Consider the following 19,378-nt stretch of genomic DNA (forward strand, 5'->3'; position numbering starts at 1 on the left):
GAGTGTCTACGCGCGCAGATGCCCTATGTCTACGCGCGTAGGTCCGGCCCCGCACCGCCCGCTCTTCCCCAACCCCACACGGAGGTACGCCGGATGCTCCAACTCACCAGATCCCGCCGAAGACTCACCACTGCCCTGGCCGCGTTCGGCCTGCTCACCGCAGCCGCGGCCGCTCAGGCGACGGTCGTCGCCACGCCCGCCCACGCGGCCACCACCCACCGCGTCCTGTTCGACGACGGCCATGCCGAAGAGGCCGGCAACGCCGACTGGATCATCTCCACCAGCAAGCCCGACCCGCTGGCCCAGGACTCGTCCCCGTCCTCCGAGACCGACTGGACGGGCGCGCTGTCCTCGTGGGGTGTCGCCCTGCAGAAGACCGGGAGCTACAGCCTCAAGACCGCCACCGGCGCCCTCACCTACGGCGGCTCGTCCTCCACGGACCTGTCGAACTTCGACACCCTCGTCCTGCCGGAGCCCAACACCCTCTTCACCACCGCCGAGAAGACGGCGATCATGACCTTCGTCAAGAACGGCGGCGGACTGTTCATGATCTCCGACCACACCGGAGCGGACCGCAACAACGACGGTGAGGACGCGGTCGAGATCCTCAACGACCTGATGACCAACAACAGCGTCGACTCGACCGACCCGTTCGGCTTCTCCATCGACTCGCTCAACATCAGCTCCGACCACCCGGCCGCCATCAGTGACAGCAGCAACCCCGTGCTGCACGGCTCCTTCGGCACCGTCACCAAGAGCCTCATCGCCAACGGCACCACCGCCACGCTCAAACCCTCGGACAACTCCGCCGTCAAGGGCCTGCTCTACCGCACGGGCTACTCCGGCAACACCGGCGCCTTCTTCCTCACCAGCACCTTCGGCAGCGGACGGGTCGCCTTCTGGGGCGACAGCTCGCCGATCGACGACGGCACCGGCCAGTCCGGCAACACTCTTTACGACGGCTGGAACGACACCAGTGCCACCAACGCCGCCCTCGCCCTCAACGCCACCGCCTGGCTCGCCGGGGACGGCAGCAGCAGCGGCGGCGGCGACGGCGGCGGCGGTTCCGGCACCTGCACCGCAGCCCAACTCCTCGGCAACAACGGATTCGAGTCGGGCAACACCACCTGGAGCGGCTCCAGTGGCGTCATCACCAACTCCAGCAGCGAGTCGGCCCGTACGGGCTCGTACTACGCCTGGCTGGACGGCTACGGCACCGCCACCACCGACACGCTCTCCCAGCCGGTGACCATCCCGTCCGGCTGCACCACCGCCGCGCTCAGCTTCTATCTGCACGTCGACACGGCGGAGACCAGCACCAGTACGGCGTACGACACGCTCAAGGTCCAGGTGCTCAACAGCTCCGGGACGGTGCTGGGCACACTGGCGACGTACTCGAACCTGAACGCCGCCGGCGGCTACACCCAACGCAGCTTCAGTCTGGCGAGCTACGCGGGCCAGACCGTCACCCTCAAGTTCACCGGCACCGAGGGCTCCACGCTGCAGACCTCCTTCGTCATCGACGACACGGCGCTCAACGTCAGCTGACGCCCGTGGGGCCCGGTTTCCGCGCCGGGCCCCGCACGGTCATCCGGCCGGGACCGTCCGCTCCGGCGCGTTCCAGCCGGAGACCCGCACCTCCGGCATCGGCCCGTGCAGATCCGCCGTACGGCAGGTGACGGTCAGAACTGACCTGAGTCACGCCAGGGGCGCCGACTGGCCCCTGCCAATCACCGCGTTCCGTATGCGAGTTGGTCAGGGCGCGGCCGACCGGCGCTCGAACACCACGTTCCGCGCCGTCCCGAGCGCTGTGGCCACCGCGCCCAGCAGCACCGCGTCCTCGCCGAGCCGGCTGGGGACGACCTTGGGCCGCAGAGGAGTGAGCGACCGGAGGCGGTCGCGCACCGGGCGGAGCAGCAGGTCCACGCTGTGGCCCACCCCGCCGCCCAGGACCACCAGATCCGGGTCGAGCACGGCCGCGGCCGCGGCCACCGTGTGCGCGATCCGCTCGCCCTCCAGCCGAACCGCCTTGACCGCGGCGTCGTTTCCCTGCCGGGCCGCGTCGAACACGGCCTTCGCGGTGAGCTGCCCGTTCATGCCGAACCGGCGCGCCGCCTCCACCACGGCGACCCCCGACACCGCGTCCTCCAGCCGCTCCGGCTTCTGCTGCCCCGGCCAGGGCAGGAATCCGATCTCCCCGGCCAGCCCGTGCGCCCCGGTGAACAGCCGCCCCTCACTGACCACGCCCATCCCGAGACCGGTGCCGATCAGGATGTAGGCGAACAGCCGGCTGCCCGCGCCGACGCCGTAGGTGTACTCGCCGAGCGCCGCCAGATTGGCGTCGTTGTGCACCTCCAGCGGAACGCCCAGCTCCTCGCGCATCCGGTCGAAGAGCCCGGCGCGCCCCCAGCCTGGCAGGTGCATCGCAAAGCGCACTCGGCGCTGCCGTTCGTCGTACACCCCCGGCGTGCCCACCACCGCGTGCACCACCCCGTCCGCGGCCACGCCCGAGCCGGTGACCACCTGGCGGGCCGTAGCCACCACGAGGTCTGCCATCGCGCCCGAGCTGCGGGCCCGGTTGCGCACGTCGGAGCGGGCGACGACGGTGCCGTCCAGGTCGGCGACGGCGACCCGCAGCCAGCTGCGGCCCACGTCGATGCCGAGGGCGTAGCCCGCCGCCGGGTCCGGCGCGTACAGGACGGCGGTGCGGCCCCGCTGCGGGGCGAGGGTGCCGACCTCGTGGACCAGCCCGGCCGTCTCCAACGCGGCGAGCGCGCTGGAGACGGTCGGCTTGGACAGGCCGGTCTCACGGGCCAGCTGGGCGCGCGACGCGGCGCCGCCGCTGCGTAGCCGGTCGAGCAGCAGCCGCTCGTTGGTGCTGCGCAGCCGTTGGCGGTTCCAGGGCTGTTCCTGCTGGACCACGGCGTCACTGGCGGGCATCGCACCATTCTCACGTATCCGAGGGGGGCCGTCCGATGGGACCTCTTGACGCATCAAGTAAGGCTCCTTAACTTTATCGGCCAACAGCCTCGCCGGGCGAGCCCGGCCGGCCGAGGCCGGCCAACGGCAGCCCAGCGCACGGTGCTTCAGGAGTCCTCATGTCAGGTAGTCCGCCACCCACGGGTGGTTTCGTCCGTCGCGTCGGTCTGTTCCAGGCCACCGCCATCAACATGAGCCAGATGTGCGGCATCGGGCCGTTCGTCACGATCCCGCTCATGGTCGCCGCGTTCGGTGGCCCGCAGGCCGTGATCGGCTTCGTCGCCGGGGCGCTGCTCGCGCTCGCCGACGGACTGGTGTGGGCCGAACTGGGCGCGGCAATGCCCGGCTCCGGGGGCAGTTACGTCTATCTGCGCCAGGCATTCCAGTACCGCACGGGCCGGCTCATGCCGTTCCTGTTCGTCTGGACGGCGATGCTGTTCATCCCGCTGATCATGTCGACCGGCGTGGTCGGCTTCGTCCAGTACCTCGGCTATCTCGCCCCCCACCTGGGGCAGACCTCCGGCGACCTGATCGGCCTCGGCGTGATCGCTCTGGTCGTGATCCTGCTCTGGCGGGGCATCGAGCACATCGCCCGGATCACCGCCGTGATGTGGGCCGTCATGATCACCTCGGTGGTGCTGGTCATCCTGGCCGCCGCCACGGACTTCAGCACGCACCTCGCCTTCACCTACCCGGCGCACGCCTTCGACCTGGGCGGCAGCCACTTCTGGCTCGGCTTCGCCGGCGGCCTGACCATCGGCATCTACGACTACCTCGGCTACAACACCACGGCCTACATGGGCGCAGAGATCAAGGACCCCGGACGCACCCTGCCGCGCTCGATCATCTTCTCCATCCTCGGCATCATGGCGATCTACCTGCTGCTGCAGATCGGCACGCTCGGCGTGATCGACTGGCACCGCATGACCAACCCGGACGACATCGCGTCCACGTCGGTGGCCTCGGCGGTCCTGGAGAAGACCTGGGGCAGGGGCGCGGCGGACACCGTCACGGTGCTCATCCTGATCACGGCCTTCGCCTCCGTCTTCACCGGCCTGCTGGGCGGCTCGCGAGTGCCGTACGACGCGGCCCGCGAGCGCGTCTTCTTCAGCCCCTACGCCAAGCTCCATCCCCGGCACAGGTTCCCGATGCTGGGTCTCGCCACCATGGGCGTGATCACGGCCGTGGGCTTCCTGATCGGCCGGCACACGGACCTGGCGACACTGATCCAGCTGCTGACGACGGTGATGGTGATCGTGCAGGCGCTGGCCCAGATCATCGCGCTGACGGTGCTGCGCAGGCGCCGGCCGACCCTGCACCGGCCGTACCGCATGTGGCTCTACCCGGTGCCGGGCATCATCGCCTTCGTCGGCTGGTGCGTGATCTACGGCTATGCGGACAAGAACTCTCCTGGCCGCCATCCCATCGAGTGGTCGCTGGCCTGGCTGGCGCTGGGCTGCATCGCGTACGTGCTCTGGGCACGCTTCGAGAAGGTGTGGCCGTTCGGCCCGAAGGAGATCGCGGAGGACTACCTGGCCGCGGAGGTGTCGGACGCGGAGCCCGCGGGGGCGTGAAAAGGCCGCCGCAACTACTGTACCTGCGCTAGAGTTTCGTCATTCGTGAAGCCTCTCCGGCCGGACACATGTCCGCCAGGGAGGCTTTTCTCATGTCCGGAATCCGACCACTCCCCTGCAGAGGAACCATCATGTCCGACATGTCCCTTCGTCTCGCCACGGCCGATGACCGCCCCGCCGTGGAGCGTCTGTGGCTGATGTTCCGTCACGACCTCTCGGGCTTCATGGGTGTCCTGCCCAACCCCGACGGGACCTTCCGCAGTGAGCGCCTCGACGCGGCCTTCACCGAGGCCGGTTGGGTGCCGTACCTGTTCGTCCGCGAGGAACGGCCCGTCGGGTTCGCGTTCGTCCGGGGGATCGACGGGCCGACACGCGTCATGAACAGCTTCTTCGTGGTACGGGGTGTGCGCCGTGAGGGCCTCGGTAGCGGGGCGGTGCGCGAGATCGTGGGCAGGCACCCCGGATCCTGGGAGATCGCCTTCCAGTACGAGAACGAGCCCGCGGTCCGCTTCTGGCGCCGTGTCGCTGCCGAACTCGCCCCGGACGCCTGGTCGGAGGAGACCCGACCGGTACCCGACCGGCCCGACCACACGCCGGACGTGTGGATCTCGTTCCGTGCCGGGTCGGCCGCCGGGGAGTCGTTGCCGCACGGCGACTCCGTGAGCCAGGTGTCGCGTCGGGACCGGTGAACAGGGCCGGAGCTCACTGATCGCGGTGCTCGGCATCGCCCGCGAACCGGCATGTGTCTGCGGCGAGTCGAACCCTCGCCCGGCGCACCCGTGCGCGCCGGGGAGTGACCGAGTCGAGCGCTCCGGCGCACGGGGTCGGCCTCGGCAGGCGTCAGTCGCAGCCCTCGGCGCGTCGCAGGGCTGCGGGGCCCGGACCTGGTCGGCCCACGGCGACGGCTGGCCGTCCGGCCGAAGGACGGCGGAAAGGCCGTTCAGCCGGCCGTAGCCGGTCCGGCTTCCGTCATCCTTGACATGCAAGTAATTGCCTGCATAACGTTGAGTGTGCGATCAGGGAGTGGCTCCGGGATGGACAAGGTCTTCAGGGCGCTGTCCGACGAGACCCGCAGACGGCTGCTGGACCGGCTGCACGAACAGAACGGCCAGACGCTCGGCGAGCTGTGCGAGCGCATCGCCATGACGCGCCAGGCGGTGACCCAGCATCTGGCTGTTCTGGAGGACGCCAACCTGGTCGGCACGGTGCGGCGGGGGAGAGAGAAGCTGCACTACCTCAACCCGGTCCCGCTCCACGAGATCCAGGAGCGGTGGATCGACAAGTTCGAGCGCCCGCGCCTGAGCGCGCTGAGCGCCGTGAAACGACGAGCCGAGGAAGCCGCCATGAGCGACAGGCCCACATTCGTGTACGTCACCTACATCCGCAGCACGCCCGAGAAGGTCTGGGAGGCGCTCACCGACGCGGACCTGACCGCCGCCTACTGGGGCCACCGCAACGAATCGGACTGGCGGCAGGGCTCACGCTGGGAACACGTCCGTACGGACGGCTCCGGCATCGCCGACGTCGTCGGCACCGTCGTGGAGAGCGACCACCCGACCCGGCTGGTCACCACCTGGATCGACCCCGAGAACGAGGGGCAGGAGGACAAGTACTCCCGGGTGACCTTCGACATCACGCCGCACGAGGACATCGTCCGCCTCACCGTCACCCACGAGGACCTCTGGGACGAGGGCGCGCTGTCCGATGTCTCCGACGGCTGGCCGGCGGTGCTCTCGAACCTCAAGTCGCTGCTGGAGACGGGCAGTCCGCTGCCGCAGGAGCCTTGGTCGGTCCGAGGTCGTTGAAGGGCGGCGGAACGCGGGACGGCCGGTCCGCGAGAACCGCGGACCGGCCGCCATGCCGTCCTTTCCTGAACCGTTCCTATGGCATGGGGGCGCTCCTCGCCGCCGTACCGGCGCACATCAGCCCCAGGATCACGGCGAGCCCGCCGATGATGATGTTGTTGAGGGCGACACCGGCGTCCGGACTGGTCCCGACAACCCAGGGTGCGATGATCATCCAGATGCCCACCGCGCAGAACGCCCAGCTGAGGCCGTACATGCGCTCGGGAGCCCGGGTGAATCCGAGGGCCAGCAGGCCGATGGCGATGCCGACGACGAGGTTGTGCGTCACGAGCGGGGGCTGGCTCGTCGTGTAGTGGAGTATCCACGGGGATACGGCGCAGTACAGACCGAGCAGGAACACCGGTCCGTCCAAGAGCGTCACATCGCGACCGCCAAGCATGCGGGCATAGCGATCCCGCATTTCGGAAACATCAGGGTGGGTGGAGATGTCCCCCCTGCTGGTGGGCGAGACGTTGGCCATGACTCGTCTCCTTTGACTCGCAGGCCTGACCGCGTCTGTTGCGGTATGCGGGTAAGCGCCGCGTAAGTACATTCTGCGCTTATTTCATCTTTATGTGTAGTGGTCGGCGGGTTGCGAGAGGCGCGAGGGCGCCCGAGGGGCACCCTCCCGTCTCCCGTACATGTCTGCGCGGATCGCGGGCATGCGGACCGTAGAGGGACGTAACCGCATGTCGCAGGTGGAGGTGGCTGCCGCTATGGGCGCGAAGGTGTTGGGGCGGTTTCCTGCGGGAGCTCCGCGCGGATCGTGGCCGGCAGAGGAGTACGCGGCGCGGTGCCGCGCCGAGGGCCGGCCCGCGACGGTGATCATGGATCTCAAGTCGGACGCGTTCCTCGTGGTGGTTCCGGCCGACGAGGACTGACCGGCGCCCGGTCACGGCGGAGAGCCGCCCAACTCGCGCGCCCTGCGTACGAACACCTCGTAGAGGTCCTGCGCCGCCCGCGGCACCGACTCGGCCCGCCGGCGCTGCAGCATCAGCAGCACACGCGTCGTGTCGCCGGTGATCGGCCGGTAGGTGATCGTGCCCTGCCGTTCCAGCGGATCCCCGATGACGCTGAAGTCCGGCAGGACCGTCGCGCCGAGCCCCTCGGCGACCATCAGTTTGCCCATCTCGGCGCCGTCGGTGGAGTACGAGAAGGACGGGCCGCGGCCTTGCAGAAGCCGGTGAACGTAGCGGTGCATGACGTAGCCCGAGCGCATCGCGATCACGGGCTGGGCGAGCAGGTCGTCCACCGTCACGGCGGTGAGCGAGGCGAGCGGGCTGTCGGGGCGCACGCACACCACCGGCCGCCCGCTCAGCAGTTCGGTGGACTCGAAGCCGGCCGGCACGTCGTCGCCGTCCAGATGGTTGACCAGACCGAGGTCGAAACCACCCTCCGACAGGGCCCGGTGGATCTCCGTCTGCTGGGCGGCGACCACCTCGACCTGGGTGAGCGGATGCGCCGCCCGGAACTCGCGGACCACCGGAATGAGCAGCGGCACGGTCGCCGCGTTCACCGTGCCCACCCGCACCATCCGGCTGATGCGGTGCTGCTCGCCCGCCGCCGACCGCAACCGGTCCACCGCGTCCAGCACATCGATGATGCGCGGCAGCAGTTCCTGCCCTTCAGCGCTCATCGTCGCCCCGGACCGCTTGCGCTCCAGCAGGTCGACTCCCAGTTCGCGTTCCAGATTCCGTACCGTCTCGCTCAACGCGGGCTGCGAAAGGCGCAGTTCCTCCGCGGCCCGGCGCAGCGAACCGAGGCGGGTGACGGCTGCGATGTATTCCAGTTGTTCCGTCCGCACGTCCAGCAGAATGCGGCCCGTTTCACGGTGTGTTCAAGGGTTTCCCTGTCACACCTTCGTGAAATTCAATGGTCCGGGATACGAGACCGGTCGGGTTTTCCTTGACGGCCCGCGGCGCCGACTGCCACGATCGACGGCATGAAGATGCGACTGGACCTCACGCGGCGACGCCATGTCGACCTCGCGCGCGTCTCCAGCGCCTCCTGTTGCCCCGCGGCCTGATCAACCTCTCTGGATCCGCCGCCCTTTTCCCTTTCTCCGCCTGAATTCGCCGTGCCCGCGCACCTCTTGAATTCGGCGTGCCCGGAAACATTCCGCAACAGGAGTCACGCATGCCTGCCGCGCCCGTGAAATTCGCCTACTGGGTCCCCAACGTCAGCGGGGGACTCGTCACCAGCAAGATCGAGCAGCGCACCGACTGGGGATACGAGTACAACCGCGAACTCGCCGTCCTCGCCGAGAACAACGGCTTCGACTACGCGCTGAGCCAGGTCCGCTACATGGCCAGCTACGGCGCCGAGTACCAGCACGAGTCGACCAGCTTCAGCCTCGCCCTGCTCCTCGCCACCCAGCGCCTGAAAGTCATCGCGGCCGTCCATCCCGGCCTGTGGCACCCCGGCGTCCTCGCCAAGCTCGGCGCCACCGCCGACCACCTCTCGAACGGCCGCTTCGCCGTCAACGTCGTATCCGGCTGGTTCAAGGGCGAGTTCACCGCCCTGGGTGAGCCCTGGCTGGAACACGACGAGCGCTACCGCCGCTCCGAGGAGTTCATCCGCGCCCTGCGCCAGATCTGGACCGAGGACCACACCGAACTCTCCGGCGACTTCTACCGGTTGCGCGACTTCTCCCTCAAGCCCAAGCCCCTCAACACCCCCGAGCGCCCGCACCCGGAGATCTTCCAGGGCGGCAACTCCAGCGCCGCCCGCGCGATGGCGGGCCGGGTCTCCGACTGGTACTTCTCCAACGGCAAGGACTTCGACGGGGTCACCGAGCAGATCGACGACGTACGGAAGTCCGCCGCCGAAGTCGGACGTACGGCACCGAGGTTCGGCCTCAACGGCTTCCTCATCGCCCGTGACACCGAGGCCGAGGCCCGCGAGACGCTCCGCGAGATCGTCGCCGAGGCGGACACCGAGGCCGTCGAGGGCTTCGGCGCCGCGGTGAAGCAGGCGGGACAGTCCACCGCCGACAAGAAGGGCATGTGGCAGGACTCGTCCTTCGAGGACCTGGTCCAGTACAACGACGGCTTCCGTACCGGGCTAATCGGCACCCCGGAGCAGATCGCGGAGCGCATCGTCGCCTACAAGAAGCTCGGCGTCGACCTGCTGCTCCTGGGCTTCCTGCACTACCACGAGGAGGTCGAGTACTTCGGCAAGCGTGTGCTGCCGCTCGTGCGTGAACTTGAGGCCGGGCTACCGGACACGGAGCCCGAGCCCGTCGCCGTTCACGCCTGACCGCCCCCCACCGCGAAAGAGGCCATCAGCATGAGCACCGCCACGCCCACCGACTGGACCACTCTCCCCGCCCCGGGGACCGCCCAGGACTGGATCGCCCGCGCCGCCGAGGTCGCCGCCGTCCTCGCCACCGACGCCGCCGAACGCGACCGCGCCGGAGCCACCCCGTACGCCGAGGTCCAACTGCTGAAGGACGCCGGCCTCGTCACCCTGCTCGGCCCCACCGAGCACGGCGGCGCGGGCCAGGAGTGGCCCACCGCCTACCGCGTCGTCCGCGAGGTCGCCAAGGCCGACGGCTCCATCGGCCAGCTCCTCGGCTACCACTACCTCTGGTTCTGGGCCGCCCGCCTGGTCGGCACCCGTGAGCAGTGGGAACACGTGGAGGCCGAGGCGAGCCGCGACCGCTGGTTCTTCGGGGGAGCGGTCAACCCCCGCGACAAGGACGTGATCGTCAGCGAGGACGGCGACGACCTCGTCTTCACCGGCCGCAAGTCCTTCTCCACCGGCAGCAAGGTCTCCGACGTCACCGTCCTCGAAGGCGTCCTGGAGGGCACCGACAACCACGTCTTCGCCATCGTGCCGTCCGACAGCGAGGGACTGACCTTCCACGACGACTGGGACAACATCGGCCAGCGCCTCACCGAGAGCGGCGGCGTCACCCTCGACGGAGTACGCACACCGTGGGCCTCCGCGGCCGGCTATGTCGACAAGCAGTTCCAGCCGCGGACGTACAACACCCTCAACGTCCCCACCATCCAACTGGTCTTCGTCAACTTCTACCTCGGCATCGCGGGCGGCGCCCTGGAGACCGCGGCCACCTACACCCGCACCAAGGCGCGGTCCTGGCTGCACGGCGGCCACGAACGCGCGGTCGACGAACCGCACGTCATCGACGCCTATGGCGACCTCACCGCGAAGCTCTGGGCAGCCGAGGCACTCGCCGACGCCGTCGCCGCCGAGGGGCAGAAGCTGCACGACGACCCCGACGCCGTCACCGAGCAGACCCGCGGCGACTTCGAGGTGCGGGTGGCCGCCGCCAAGGCACGCGCCACCGACGTCGCCCTGGAGATCGCGAACCGCATCTTCGAGGTCACCGGCGCCCGCTCCACCGCCACCTCCGAAGGCCTCGACCGGTTCTGGCGCAACATCCGCACCCACACCCTGCACGACCCCGTCGCCTACAAGCGCCGCGAGGTCGGCCGCTGGGTCCTGGAAGGCGAACTGCCCGAACCCACCTGGTACTCCTGACCGCTTCCCCCGGCGCGCCCGCCACGCACGGGCGCCCCGCCTCCTCCACAGAGGACGCACCCCCGAAAGAGGACCCATGGCCACCGTCCTGTCCGTCTCCGGCAGCCCCTCCGCCTCCTCCCGCACCAACCGTCTGCTGCGCCACCTGGACCAGCGGCTGATCGCCCAGGGCCACCGGGTGATCCCGCTCGACGTCCGCACCATCCCCGCCGAGGCCCTGCTCGGCGCCGACTTCCGGCACCCATCCATCGTCGAGGCCACCGAACTGTTCGCGCGGGCCGACGGCGTCGTCGTCGGCACTCCCGTCTACAAGGCGTCCTACTCCGGCGTCCTCAAGGCGCTGCTGGACCTGCTCCCGCAGTACGCCCTGGCCGGCAAGACCGTGCTGCCGCTGGCCACCGGCGGCTCCACCGCCCACGTCCTGGCCATCGACTACGCCCTGCGCCCGGTCCTGAGCTCCATGGGCGCCGGCCACATCGTGCAGGGCTGGTTCACCCTCGACAAGGACATCACCGTGCACGAGGACGGCTCGCTGACCGTCACCCCGACCGCCACCGAGGCCCTCGCGCAGGTCGTCGACCAGTTCTCCACGGCCCTGGGCCGTACCCCGCTCCTGGCCGCGGCGAGCTGAGCGCCATGTCCGCCCACGTCATCGCCGACGACGCGGAGGCCCTCGCGGCCGCGGCCGCCCTGGCCGCGGAATTCCGCACCGGCGCCTCCGCCAGAGACGCCGAACGCAGGCTCCCACGCGAGGAGTTGGACCGGCTGTCCGCCTCCGGACTGCTCGCCGTCACCGTGCCCGCCGAGCACGGCGGCGCTGATGTCACAGCGCTGACCCTCGCCGAGATCTTCCGGCTGCTCGCCTCGGCCGACGGCAGCCTCGCCCAGATCCCGCAGAGCCACTTCGCCTACGTCAATGTGATCCGCCGTCAGGGTACGCAGGACCAGAGGAAGTTCTTCTTCGCCGAGCTGCTCGCAGGCCGCCGCTTCGGCAACGCCCAGTCCGAGGCGGGCACCAAGCACGTCCAGGACATCCGCACCCGCCTCGAACCCCAGCCGGACGGCTCCTTCCTCCTCGCCGGAGTCAAGCACTACTCCACCGGGGCGCTCTTCGCCGACTGGATCCCGGTCCTGGCCCGCGCCGAGGACGACAACCTCCATGTCGCGTACGTCCCCCGGGACGCCCCCGGCCTGACGGTGGTCGACGACTGGGACGGCATGGGGCAGCGCACGACCGCCAGCGGAACCGTGCGCCTGGAGGCTGTCGAGGTGCCGGCCGACCGTGTGTTCCCGCACCACCTCACCTTCCGGGGGCCGCAACTGCACGGTGCTGTCGCCCAGTTGCTGCACGCGGCCATCGACGCGGGGATCGCCGGGGGAGCGCTCGCCGAAGCCGCCGAGTTCGTCCGCACCAAGAGCCGCCCCTGGTTCGAGAGCGGCGTCGACACAGCCGCCGAGGATCCGCTGCTGATCCAGCGGTTCGGCGAACTCGCCGTCCAGGTACGGGCGTCCGAGGCGCTGCTCCGCGAAGCCGCCCGCGCGGTCGACGCGGCGCGCACGGATCTCACCGACGACACGGCGGCCGAGGCGTCCCTCGCGGTCGCCGCCGCGAAGGTCCAGGCGGCGCAGACGGCGGTCGAGGTGGCGAGCGCCCTGTTCGAGGTGTCCGGCACCCGGTCAGCACTCAACTCTCCGAACCTGCACCGGCACTGGCGCGACGCCCGCACGCACACCCTGCACGACCCGGCCCGCTGGAAGATCCAGCACATCGGCCGTCACGTGCTGAACGGCACCCGCCCGCCCCGCCACGGCCTCCTCTAGCGACAGCAGCGTTAGCAGCTGGCGACATCAGCGACACCAGTAACACCAGCGACATCTGCGACACCTCTGATCGGAGACCCCACGTGTCCCTCACCTTCCACTGGTTCCTGCCCACGAACGGCGACAGCCGGCACGTCGTCGGCGGCGGCCACGGCACCCCCGCCACCGTCTCCGGCCGGGACCGGCCGCCGACGGTGGCCTATCTGAGCCAGATCGCCCGTGCCGCCGAGGACCTGGGCTTCGTGGGTGCGCTCACCCCGACCGGCGCCTGGTGCGAGGACGCGTGGCTGACCACCGCCATGGTCAGCCAGAACACCGAACGGCTGAAGTTCCTGGTCGCCTTCCGTCCCGGCTTCGTCTCGCCGACCCTCGCCGCCCAGATGGCCTCCACCTTCCAGCGGCAGAGCGGCGGACGGCTGCTCCTCAATGTCGTCACGGGCGGCGAGAGCCACGAGCAGCGGGCCTACGGCGACTTCCTCGACAAGGACGCCCGTTACCGCCGTACCGGCGAATTCCTGGAGATCGTACGGGGGTTGTGGGAGGGCAAGACCGTCGACCTGCACGGCGAGCACCTCCAGGTCGCGGACGCGAAGCTGGCCAGGGTGCCGGACCCGGTCCCCGAGGTTTACTTCGGCGGGTCCTCGCCCATCGCCGGCGAGGTCGCCGCCAAGTACGTCGACACCTACCTCACCTGGGGCGAGCCGCCCGCGCAGGTCGCCGAGAAGATCGCCTGGATCCGGGGGCTCGCGGCCAAGGAGGGGCGCACCCTGCGGTTCGGCATCCGGCTGCACGTCATCACCCGCGACACGTCCGAGCAGGCGTGGGCGGAGGCGAACCGGCTCCTCGACGGCTTCGACCCGAAGACCGTGCGGTCCGTTCAGGCCGGCCTCGCCCGCAGCGAGTCCGAGGGACAGCAGCGGATGCTCGCCCTGCACGGCGGCGGCAACCGGGACGGCCTGGAGATCCACCCCAACCTCTGGGCGGGCATCGGCCTGGTTCGCGGCGGTGCGGGCACCGCCCTGGTCGGCAGCCACGACGAGGTCGCCGAGCGGATCAAGGAGTACCACGCCCTTGGCATCGACGAGTTCGTACTCTCCGGCTACCCGCACCTGGAGGAGGCCTACTGGTTCGGCGAGGGGGTTCTGCCGCGACTGGCGGAGCAGGGGGTGTGGAGGCATCCGTTCGGGACGGAGGCTGCGCCATTGGCGCAGGTGCCGTTCGCGAGCTAGTGCTATGTCATATACCACGCCAAGTGGAATGTGACATAGCACTGCCGGTGGGATGTCACATGGCACTGCCGGTGGGATGTCACACAGCACCAGCCCACCGCTCCCCTCAGATCCCCGCCAGCGCGTCGAGGTGTGCCCGCCGAACCACCGACGTCTGCCCCTGCACCAGCAGGAACATCCCCTCGCGGGCCAGTCGCTGGGCAGGGTGGCGTACGTCCATGGCGCGGCCGCCCCCGGCCACGACCGCCGCGGTCGTGGCCGCCCGCAGGAGGTCGTAGGACTGCGTCTTGAGGGCCAGCCGTTCCGCGACGCGCTCGTGCGGGACGGGGTGATCGGCCAGCTCGTACGCGAGTCGCCGCACCTCGTCGAGGCGGCCGCGCAGCCCTTGGGCGGTCTGCGCCTCTCCGGTGTCCTCCAGCACGCGCAGCGCGGCGTACGCCACCCCGAAGACGGCCGGGGACGTGTTCGTGCTCCGGGGCAGGTCGACGAGGGCGAACTTCTCCTGCGGGGTGCGCAGCACCACGCTCTCCTCGGACAGCCACAGGCCGTCCAGGTCCAGCGAGACCGTGCGCGCGGCGGTGAGTGCCGCCAGCCGCATCGGCTCCGAGGCGCGCAGTCCCGGCTGTTCACGGGCGTCGGCGAACGCGAACACGATCTCGTCGGAGTCGGTCACGCCCGCGAGCAGTATCACGTCGTTCAGGCCCCAGCCCGTATACCAGGGCACCGTGCCGTCGAAGCGCCAACCGTCCCGTTCCGCCGTGGCCCGGACGGGAACGCGGGGGAAGGCACGGACATGGGCGTAGGCGATCCCGGCCAGCAGCTCACCGGACGCCAGCGGGCCCAACAGCCGCTCCCGCACCGGGAGTTCGGACTTCGCCAGCAGGCGCACCGGCGTGTGGTGCTGGGTCTGCACGAACCAGGTCGAGCAGCACGCGCCGGCCAGGATCTGCTGGACCTCCCGCGCCACCGAGTCGGGGGCGCCCGCCCCGCCGTACTCCCGCGGTGCGCTCACGCCCAGCAGCCCCGATCGCCGGACGGCCTCGACATGACTTGCGGGCACCTCCTCCTGGTCGACTCGCGACGCGTTCGGGGCGAGGAGGCTGTCGGCGAGGGACTGGGCGGTGGAGACGAGGGGGTGCGGTGCGGCGGCCATGCAGAAGATTCTCCCGATGTCGTCATGCGCGGTGTCGATCCGGGGGTGCGCCGTTCGTGTAGGAGGTGAGAGAACGACACTGTGCCAAGGAGGACCTCATGCAGTACTACCTGCTCAGCGTGATCACACCGGCCGACGGAACGCCGCCCGGGCCCGAGGCCATGGCGGAGATCGTCCGCAACCTCGACACCTTCCACGCCGAACTGCGCGAGGCCGGCGCCTGGGTCTTCGCCGGTGGGCTGCACGGCCCCGAGACGGCCACCGTGCTGCGGCCCAGGGACGGTGACGTCCTGGTCACCGACGGGCCGTACGCCGAGGGCAAGGAGTACCTGGGAGGCATCTGCCTGATCAAGGCCCCCGACCTGGACGCGGCCCTGGAATGGGGCAGGAAGGCGACCCGGGCGACGACCCTGCCCGTCGAGGTGCGCCCGTTCATGCACCAGGCCGAGGAATGATGTCTCCTGCCGTCGACGTCGAGGCCGTCTTCCGTGCGGAGTACGGCCGCGCCGTCGCCGTCCTCGTCCGCTTCCTCGGCGACATCGACCTCGCCGAGGAAGCGGTGCAGGACGCCTTCATGACGGCCGTGCGGCGCTGGCCGGAGACCGGCGTGCCGCCGAGCCCGGCCGGCTGGATCATCACCACCGCGCGCAACCGGGCGATCGACCGGCTGCGCCGCGAGTCCCTCCGCGAGGCCCGCCACGCCGAGGCGGCCCTGCTGCACACCCCCGACGCACCGGCCGAGGAGGGCCCCGTGGGAGACGACCGGCTCCGCCTGATCTTCACCTGCTGCCACCCGGCGCTCGCCCCCCAGGCGCAGGTCGCCCTGACCCTCCGCCTGCTCGGCGGGCTCACCACACCGCAGATCGCGCGCGCCTTCCTGGTGCCCGAGCCGACGATGGCCCAGCGCCTCGTCCGCGCCAAGGCCAAGATCCGCAACGCCCGCATCCCGTACCGGGTGCCGCGCGACGCCGACCTCCCGGACCGGCTGCAGGGCGTCCTGGCCGTCGTCTACCTGATCTTCAACGAGGGCTACACCGGCGCCCCGGAGCTGTGCGCGGAGGCCGTACGCCTCGGCCGCCTCCTGTCCGAGCTGATGCCGGACGAGCCCGAGGTCACCGGCCTGCTCGCGCTGATGCTCCTCGTGGACTCCCGGCGCTCCGCACGGCTGGACGTGCACGGGGCACTGGTGCCGCTGCCGGAGCAGGACCGCGGCGGCTGGGACCGGGAGCTGATCGCCGAGGGCCAGTCGCTGGTGCGCCGCTGTCTGCGCCGAAGCCGGCCGGGGCCGTACCAGGTCCAGGCCGCGATCCAGGCCGTCCACAGCGATGCGGCCACGGCGGATGCCACCGACTGGGGCCAGATCCGGCAGCTGTACGACCAGCTGCTGGCCCTTGCGCCGAGCCCCGTCGTGGCGCTGAACCGGGCGGTCGCCGTGGCTGAGACCGAGGGGCCCCGCCAAGCCCTGGAACTCGTCGACGCGCTGGACCTCGACGGCTACCACGTCTTCCACGCCGTCCGCGCCGATCTGCTGCGCCGCCTGGGCCGGGACACCGAGGCGGTACGGGCGTACGAGGCGGCCATCGCACGCTCGGAGAGTGCGCAGGAGCGTGCTTTCCTCGAACGGCGGCGGCGGGAACTCGGCCGTATGTGACGGGCTCACCCGCGGGTGAGGGTCCACGGCGGAAAGTAGCCCGGCGGCGCCGGAATTTATTTTGGTGTATGAAAGGTTGCCATATACACCTGACTGACCCGACCTTGACCGTTCCAGCAGCGAGGCACCGTGACCCACTCCATCCCCGAGCAGCCCGCCGACGTTGTGGCCCGGCTGCGCGCCACCTTCCGTACCGGCCGCACCAAGCCCGTCGAGTGGCGTACCGCCCAGCTGCGCCGCCTGCGCGAACTGCTCACGGAGAACGGCCCCGACCTGGCCGCCGCCCTCCACGCCGACCTGGGCAAGAGCTCCACCGAGGCGCACCGCACCGAGATCGACTTCACGATCCGCGAGATCGACCACGCCCTCGACCACCTCGCGGACTGGCTGCGCCCCGAACCCGCCCCGGTCCCGGCCCACCTCGGCGCGGACGCGAGCGCCTGGACGCAGTACGACCCGCTCGGCGTCGTCCTGGTCATCGCCCCCTGGAACTATCCCGCCCAGCTCCTGCTCGCCCCGCTCGTCGGCGCACTCGCCGCGGGCAACGCGGTGGTCGCCAAGCCCAGCGAACTGGCCCCCGCCACCTCCTCCGCGCTCGCCCGTCTGCTGCCCGCCCACCTGGACACCGACGCGGTCGCCGTCGTCGAGGGCGGCATCCCTGAGACCACGGCCCTGCTCGCCGAGCGCTTCGACCACATCTTCTACACCGGCAACGGCGCCGTCGGCCGGATCGTCATGCGCGCCGCCGCCGAACACCTCACCCCGGTCACCCTCGAACTCGGCGGGAAATCCCCGGCGTTCGTCGACCGCGACGCCGACCTCGACGTCGTCGCGGACCGGCTGGCCCGTGGCAAGTTCCTCAACGCCGGCCAGACCTGTGTCGCCCCCGACTACGTCCTGACCGATCCGGCCACCGCCGCCGCCCTGGAGCCCGCGTTCGCCCGCGCCGTCGAGGCCCTGTACGGCAACGACCCGTCCGTGTCCGCCGAATACGGCCGGATCGTCAACGAACGGCACTTCGACCGGCTCGCCGGCCTGCTCGACTCGGGCCGTGTCGTCGTCGGCGGTGGCGGCGACCGTACGCAGAAGTACATCGCACCGACCGTCCTGGCCGACGTCGACCCCAAGTCGCCCGTCATGCAGGAGGAGATCTTCGGGCCGATCCTGCCGATCGTCACCGTGCCCGACCTCGACGCGGCGATCGACTTCATCAACGACCGCGAGAAGCCCCTCGCCCTGTACGTCTTCTCCGAGTCCGAGGGGACCCGCGGCCGGATCGCCGCCGAGACGTCCTCCGGCGGCCTCGGCCACGGCTTGCCGCTCGCCCACCTCACCGTCTCCGACCTGCCGTTCGGCGGTGTGGGGGAGAGCGGTATGGGCAGCTACCACGGCCGCTACTCGATCGAGACGTTCAGCCACCGCAAGGCGGTGCTCCAGAAGCCGCTGAGCTGAATCCGGCGGGGACAGCGCCCGGCCGCGCCACGCGGCCGGGCGTTGTCCGCGGCATAATATCGGCTACCACTTATATAAGGGTTCACTGATATAGTTGCCGCATGCACGCCTTCGATGTGCTCGGAGACCCGGTACGCCGGCGGATCCTGGAGCTGCTGGCCGGCGGGGAGATGACCTCGGGTGCGCTCTGTGAGGTCATCGGGGAGGAGTTCGGCATCTCGCAGCCCGGGGTGTCGCAGCATCTGAAGGTGCTGCGGGAGAACGGATTCGCGACCGTGCGCCCCGAAGGAACCCGGCGGCTGTACGCGGTCGATGCCGGGCCGCTGCAGGACATAGACGCCTGGCTGGACCGGTTCCGCCGCTTCTGGACCCCGCATCTGGACGCCCTGGCCACCGAGCTGGCTCGCGGCAAGCGCGCGCGCCGACTCCGGGATGCCGACGAAACCCCGAGGAGCACCCCATGACCGACGTGACACATGACATCAGCGCCGTGCGCCGGCAGGTCGGCAAGCGCACCTTCAAGGCGGGCGAGGCACGCGTGGTGACCGTGACCCGGTCCTACGACGCCCCGCTCGACGACGTGTGGGACGCCTGTACGAACCCCGAGCGCATCCCCCGCTGGCTCCTGCCGGTGACGGGAGAACTGCGGCTGGGGGGCCGCTACCAGCTCCAGGGCAATGCGGGCGGTGTGATCGAGCGCTGCGACCCGCCCAAGAGTTTCTCCGCGACGTGGGAGTACGGCGGCGAGGTCAGCTGGATCGAGCTCCGCCTGACCTCCGAGGAGGGCGGCACACGCTTCCAGCTGGAGCACATCGCCCACGTCGACGACACGAAGTGGGCCGAGTTCGGCCCGGGTGCGGTCGGCGTGGGATGGGACCTGATGGTCCGCGGTCTCTCCCTCCACCTCGCGAGCGGCGGCGCTGCCGTCGACCCGAAGAAGTTCATGGGCTGGATGGGCTCGGACGAGGGCCGCCGATTCATGACGTCCAGTAGCGAAGCCTGGTACGCGGCGAACGTCGCGGGCGGCGAGGACGAGAAAACGGCACGTGAGGCGGCCGACCGGACCACGGCGGCCTACACGGGAGCGGGGGAGGGCGGGGACCCGGGCCAGGAGGACGCGAGCTGACCCCAGCGGATCCGGTCCCGGTCCCGCCGCGTCCCGGAGGCGT

Annotated in this window: 20 protein-coding genes; 16 read left to right on the top strand and 4 right to left on the bottom strand. The window is 70.4% G+C overall.

Going from position 1 to position 19,378, the window contains the following annotated elements; all coding sequences use genetic code 11:
- Positions 1-93: 93 nt before the first annotated feature.
- On the top strand, positions 94-1,548 hold the full coding sequence (locus LJ657_RS29640) for a M6 family metallopeptidase (RefSeq protein WP_232651901.1): 1,455 nt from the start codon (positions 94-96) through the stop codon (positions 1,546-1,548).
- Between the two features lie 207 nt (positions 1,549-1,755).
- On the opposite strand, the gene LJ657_RS29645 is transcribed toward LJ657_RS29640, so the two are convergent.
- A complete protein-coding gene (locus LJ657_RS29645) occupies positions 1,756-2,940 on the bottom strand; it encodes an ROK family transcriptional regulator (RefSeq protein ID WP_232651902.1) in 1,185 nt (394 codons plus the stop codon).
- Positions 2,941-3,098: 158 nt separating this feature from the next.
- Here LJ657_RS29645 and LJ657_RS29650 point away from each other — a divergent pair, with 158 nt between their 5' ends.
- The 3 genes from LJ657_RS29650 to LJ657_RS29660 all read left to right on the top strand — a co-directional run bounded on the left by LJ657_RS29650 (position 3,099) and on the right by LJ657_RS29660 (position 6,358).
- Positions 3,099-4,553 carry an APC family permease gene (locus LJ657_RS29650; protein ID WP_232651903.1) on the top strand — a complete coding sequence of 485 codons (1,455 nt, stop codon included), beginning with the start codon at positions 3,099-3,101 and terminating at the stop codon, positions 4,551-4,553.
- Positions 4,554-4,684: 131 nt separating this feature from the next.
- A complete protein-coding gene (locus LJ657_RS29655; RefSeq protein ID WP_232651904.1) occupies positions 4,685-5,242 on the top strand; it encodes a GNAT family N-acetyltransferase in 558 nt (185 codons plus the stop codon).
- Between the two features lie 345 nt (positions 5,243-5,587).
- Complete coding sequence (locus LJ657_RS29660) at positions 5,588-6,358, top strand: ArsR/SmtB family transcription factor (protein ID WP_232651905.1); 771 nt, start codon at positions 5,588-5,590, stop codon at positions 6,356-6,358.
- Positions 6,359-6,434: 76 nt separating this feature from the next.
- Here the strand turns inward: LJ657_RS29660 and LJ657_RS29665 are convergent, their stop codons facing one another.
- Positions 6,435-6,878 (bottom strand): SPW repeat protein, encoded by a 444-nt coding sequence (locus tag LJ657_RS29665; RefSeq protein WP_232651906.1) that lies wholly within the window; start codon positions 6,876-6,878, stop codon positions 6,435-6,437.
- A gap of 235 nt (positions 6,879-7,113) precedes the next feature.
- Here LJ657_RS29665 and LJ657_RS29670 point away from each other — a divergent pair, with 235 nt between their 5' ends.
- Positions 7,114-7,278 (top strand): DUF8839 family protein, encoded by a 165-nt coding sequence (locus LJ657_RS29670; RefSeq protein WP_505016522.1) that lies wholly within the window; start codon positions 7,114-7,116, stop codon positions 7,276-7,278.
- A gap of 11 nt (positions 7,279-7,289) precedes the next feature.
- Here the strand turns inward: LJ657_RS29670 and LJ657_RS29675 are convergent, their stop codons facing one another.
- Complete coding sequence (locus LJ657_RS29675) at positions 7,290-8,201, bottom strand: LysR family transcriptional regulator (protein WP_232651908.1); 912 nt, start codon at positions 8,199-8,201, stop codon at positions 7,290-7,292.
- A gap of 144 nt (positions 8,202-8,345) precedes the next feature.
- On the opposite strand from LJ657_RS29675, the gene LJ657_RS49090 reads away from it, so the two are divergent.
- The 6 genes from LJ657_RS49090 to LJ657_RS29700 all read left to right on the top strand — a co-directional run bounded on the left by LJ657_RS49090 (position 8,346) and on the right by LJ657_RS29700 (position 13,953).
- Entirely contained in the window at positions 8,346-8,423 is a 78-nt protein-coding gene (locus tag LJ657_RS49090; protein WP_353962852.1) for a putative leader peptide, read from the top strand.
- 110 nt (positions 8,424-8,533) lie between these two features.
- Positions 8,534-9,655, top strand: coding sequence for a dimethylsulfone monooxygenase SfnG (sfnG, locus tag LJ657_RS29680; RefSeq protein WP_232651909.1), 1,122 nt, complete (start codon positions 8,534-8,536; stop codon positions 9,653-9,655).
- Between the two features lie 30 nt (positions 9,656-9,685).
- Positions 9,686-10,903 (top strand): acyl-CoA dehydrogenase family protein, encoded by a 1,218-nt coding sequence (locus tag LJ657_RS29685; RefSeq protein WP_232651910.1) that lies wholly within the window; start codon positions 9,686-9,688, stop codon positions 10,901-10,903.
- Between the two features lie 76 nt (positions 10,904-10,979).
- Positions 10,980-11,534: an NADPH-dependent FMN reductase gene (gene ssuE / locus LJ657_RS29690; RefSeq protein ID WP_232651911.1), complete on the top strand. Its 555-nt coding sequence runs from the start codon at positions 10,980-10,982 to the stop codon at positions 11,532-11,534.
- Positions 11,535-11,539: 5 nt separating this feature from the next.
- On the top strand, positions 11,540-12,724 hold the full coding sequence (locus LJ657_RS29695; protein WP_232651912.1) for an SfnB family sulfur acquisition oxidoreductase: 1,185 nt from the start codon (positions 11,540-11,542) through the stop codon (positions 12,722-12,724).
- 83 nt (positions 12,725-12,807) lie between these two features.
- Positions 12,808-13,953, top strand: coding sequence for an LLM class flavin-dependent oxidoreductase (locus tag LJ657_RS29700; RefSeq protein WP_232651913.1), 1,146 nt, complete (start codon positions 12,808-12,810; stop codon positions 13,951-13,953).
- A 106-nt stretch (positions 13,954-14,059) separates the two neighbouring features.
- Here LJ657_RS29700 and LJ657_RS29705 read toward each other — a convergent pair whose 3' ends face one another.
- On the bottom strand, positions 14,060-15,106 hold the full coding sequence (locus LJ657_RS29705; RefSeq protein ID WP_232651914.1) for an acyl-CoA dehydrogenase family protein: 1,047 nt from the start codon (positions 15,104-15,106) through the stop codon (positions 14,060-14,062).
- 98 nt (positions 15,107-15,204) lie between these two features.
- Between LJ657_RS29705 and LJ657_RS29710 the strand changes: the two genes are divergently transcribed.
- The 5 genes from LJ657_RS29710 (at position 15,205) to LJ657_RS29730 (ending at position 19,335) form a co-directional block, all read left to right on the top strand.
- A complete protein-coding gene (locus LJ657_RS29710; RefSeq protein ID WP_232651915.1) occupies positions 15,205-15,561 on the top strand; it encodes a YciI family protein in 357 nt (118 codons plus the stop codon).
- On the top strand, positions 15,561-16,757 hold the full coding sequence (locus LJ657_RS29715; RefSeq protein WP_232651916.1) for an RNA polymerase sigma factor: 1,197 nt from the start codon (positions 15,561-15,563) through the stop codon (positions 16,755-16,757). The genes LJ657_RS29710 and LJ657_RS29715 overlap by 1 nt, the downstream gene beginning before the upstream one ends.
- A gap of 129 nt (positions 16,758-16,886) precedes the next feature.
- Complete coding sequence (locus LJ657_RS29720) at positions 16,887-18,209, top strand: aldehyde dehydrogenase family protein (protein WP_232651917.1); 1,323 nt, start codon at positions 16,887-16,889, stop codon at positions 18,207-18,209.
- Positions 18,210-18,310: 101 nt separating this feature from the next.
- Positions 18,311-18,673 carry an ArsR/SmtB family transcription factor gene (locus LJ657_RS29725; RefSeq protein WP_232651918.1) on the top strand — a complete coding sequence of 121 codons (363 nt, stop codon included), beginning with the start codon at positions 18,311-18,313 and terminating at the stop codon, positions 18,671-18,673.
- A complete protein-coding gene (locus LJ657_RS29730) occupies positions 18,670-19,335 on the top strand; it encodes an SRPBCC family protein (protein ID WP_232651919.1) in 666 nt (221 codons plus the stop codon). Before LJ657_RS29725 ends, LJ657_RS29730 begins: the two co-directional genes overlap by 4 nt.
- The last annotated feature ends 43 nt before the right edge of the window (positions 19,336-19,378 follow it).

The organism is Streptomyces guryensis, from assembly GCF_021261325.1.
Lineage (GTDB): Bacteria > Actinomycetota > Actinomycetes > Streptomycetales > Streptomycetaceae > Streptomyces > Streptomyces guryensis.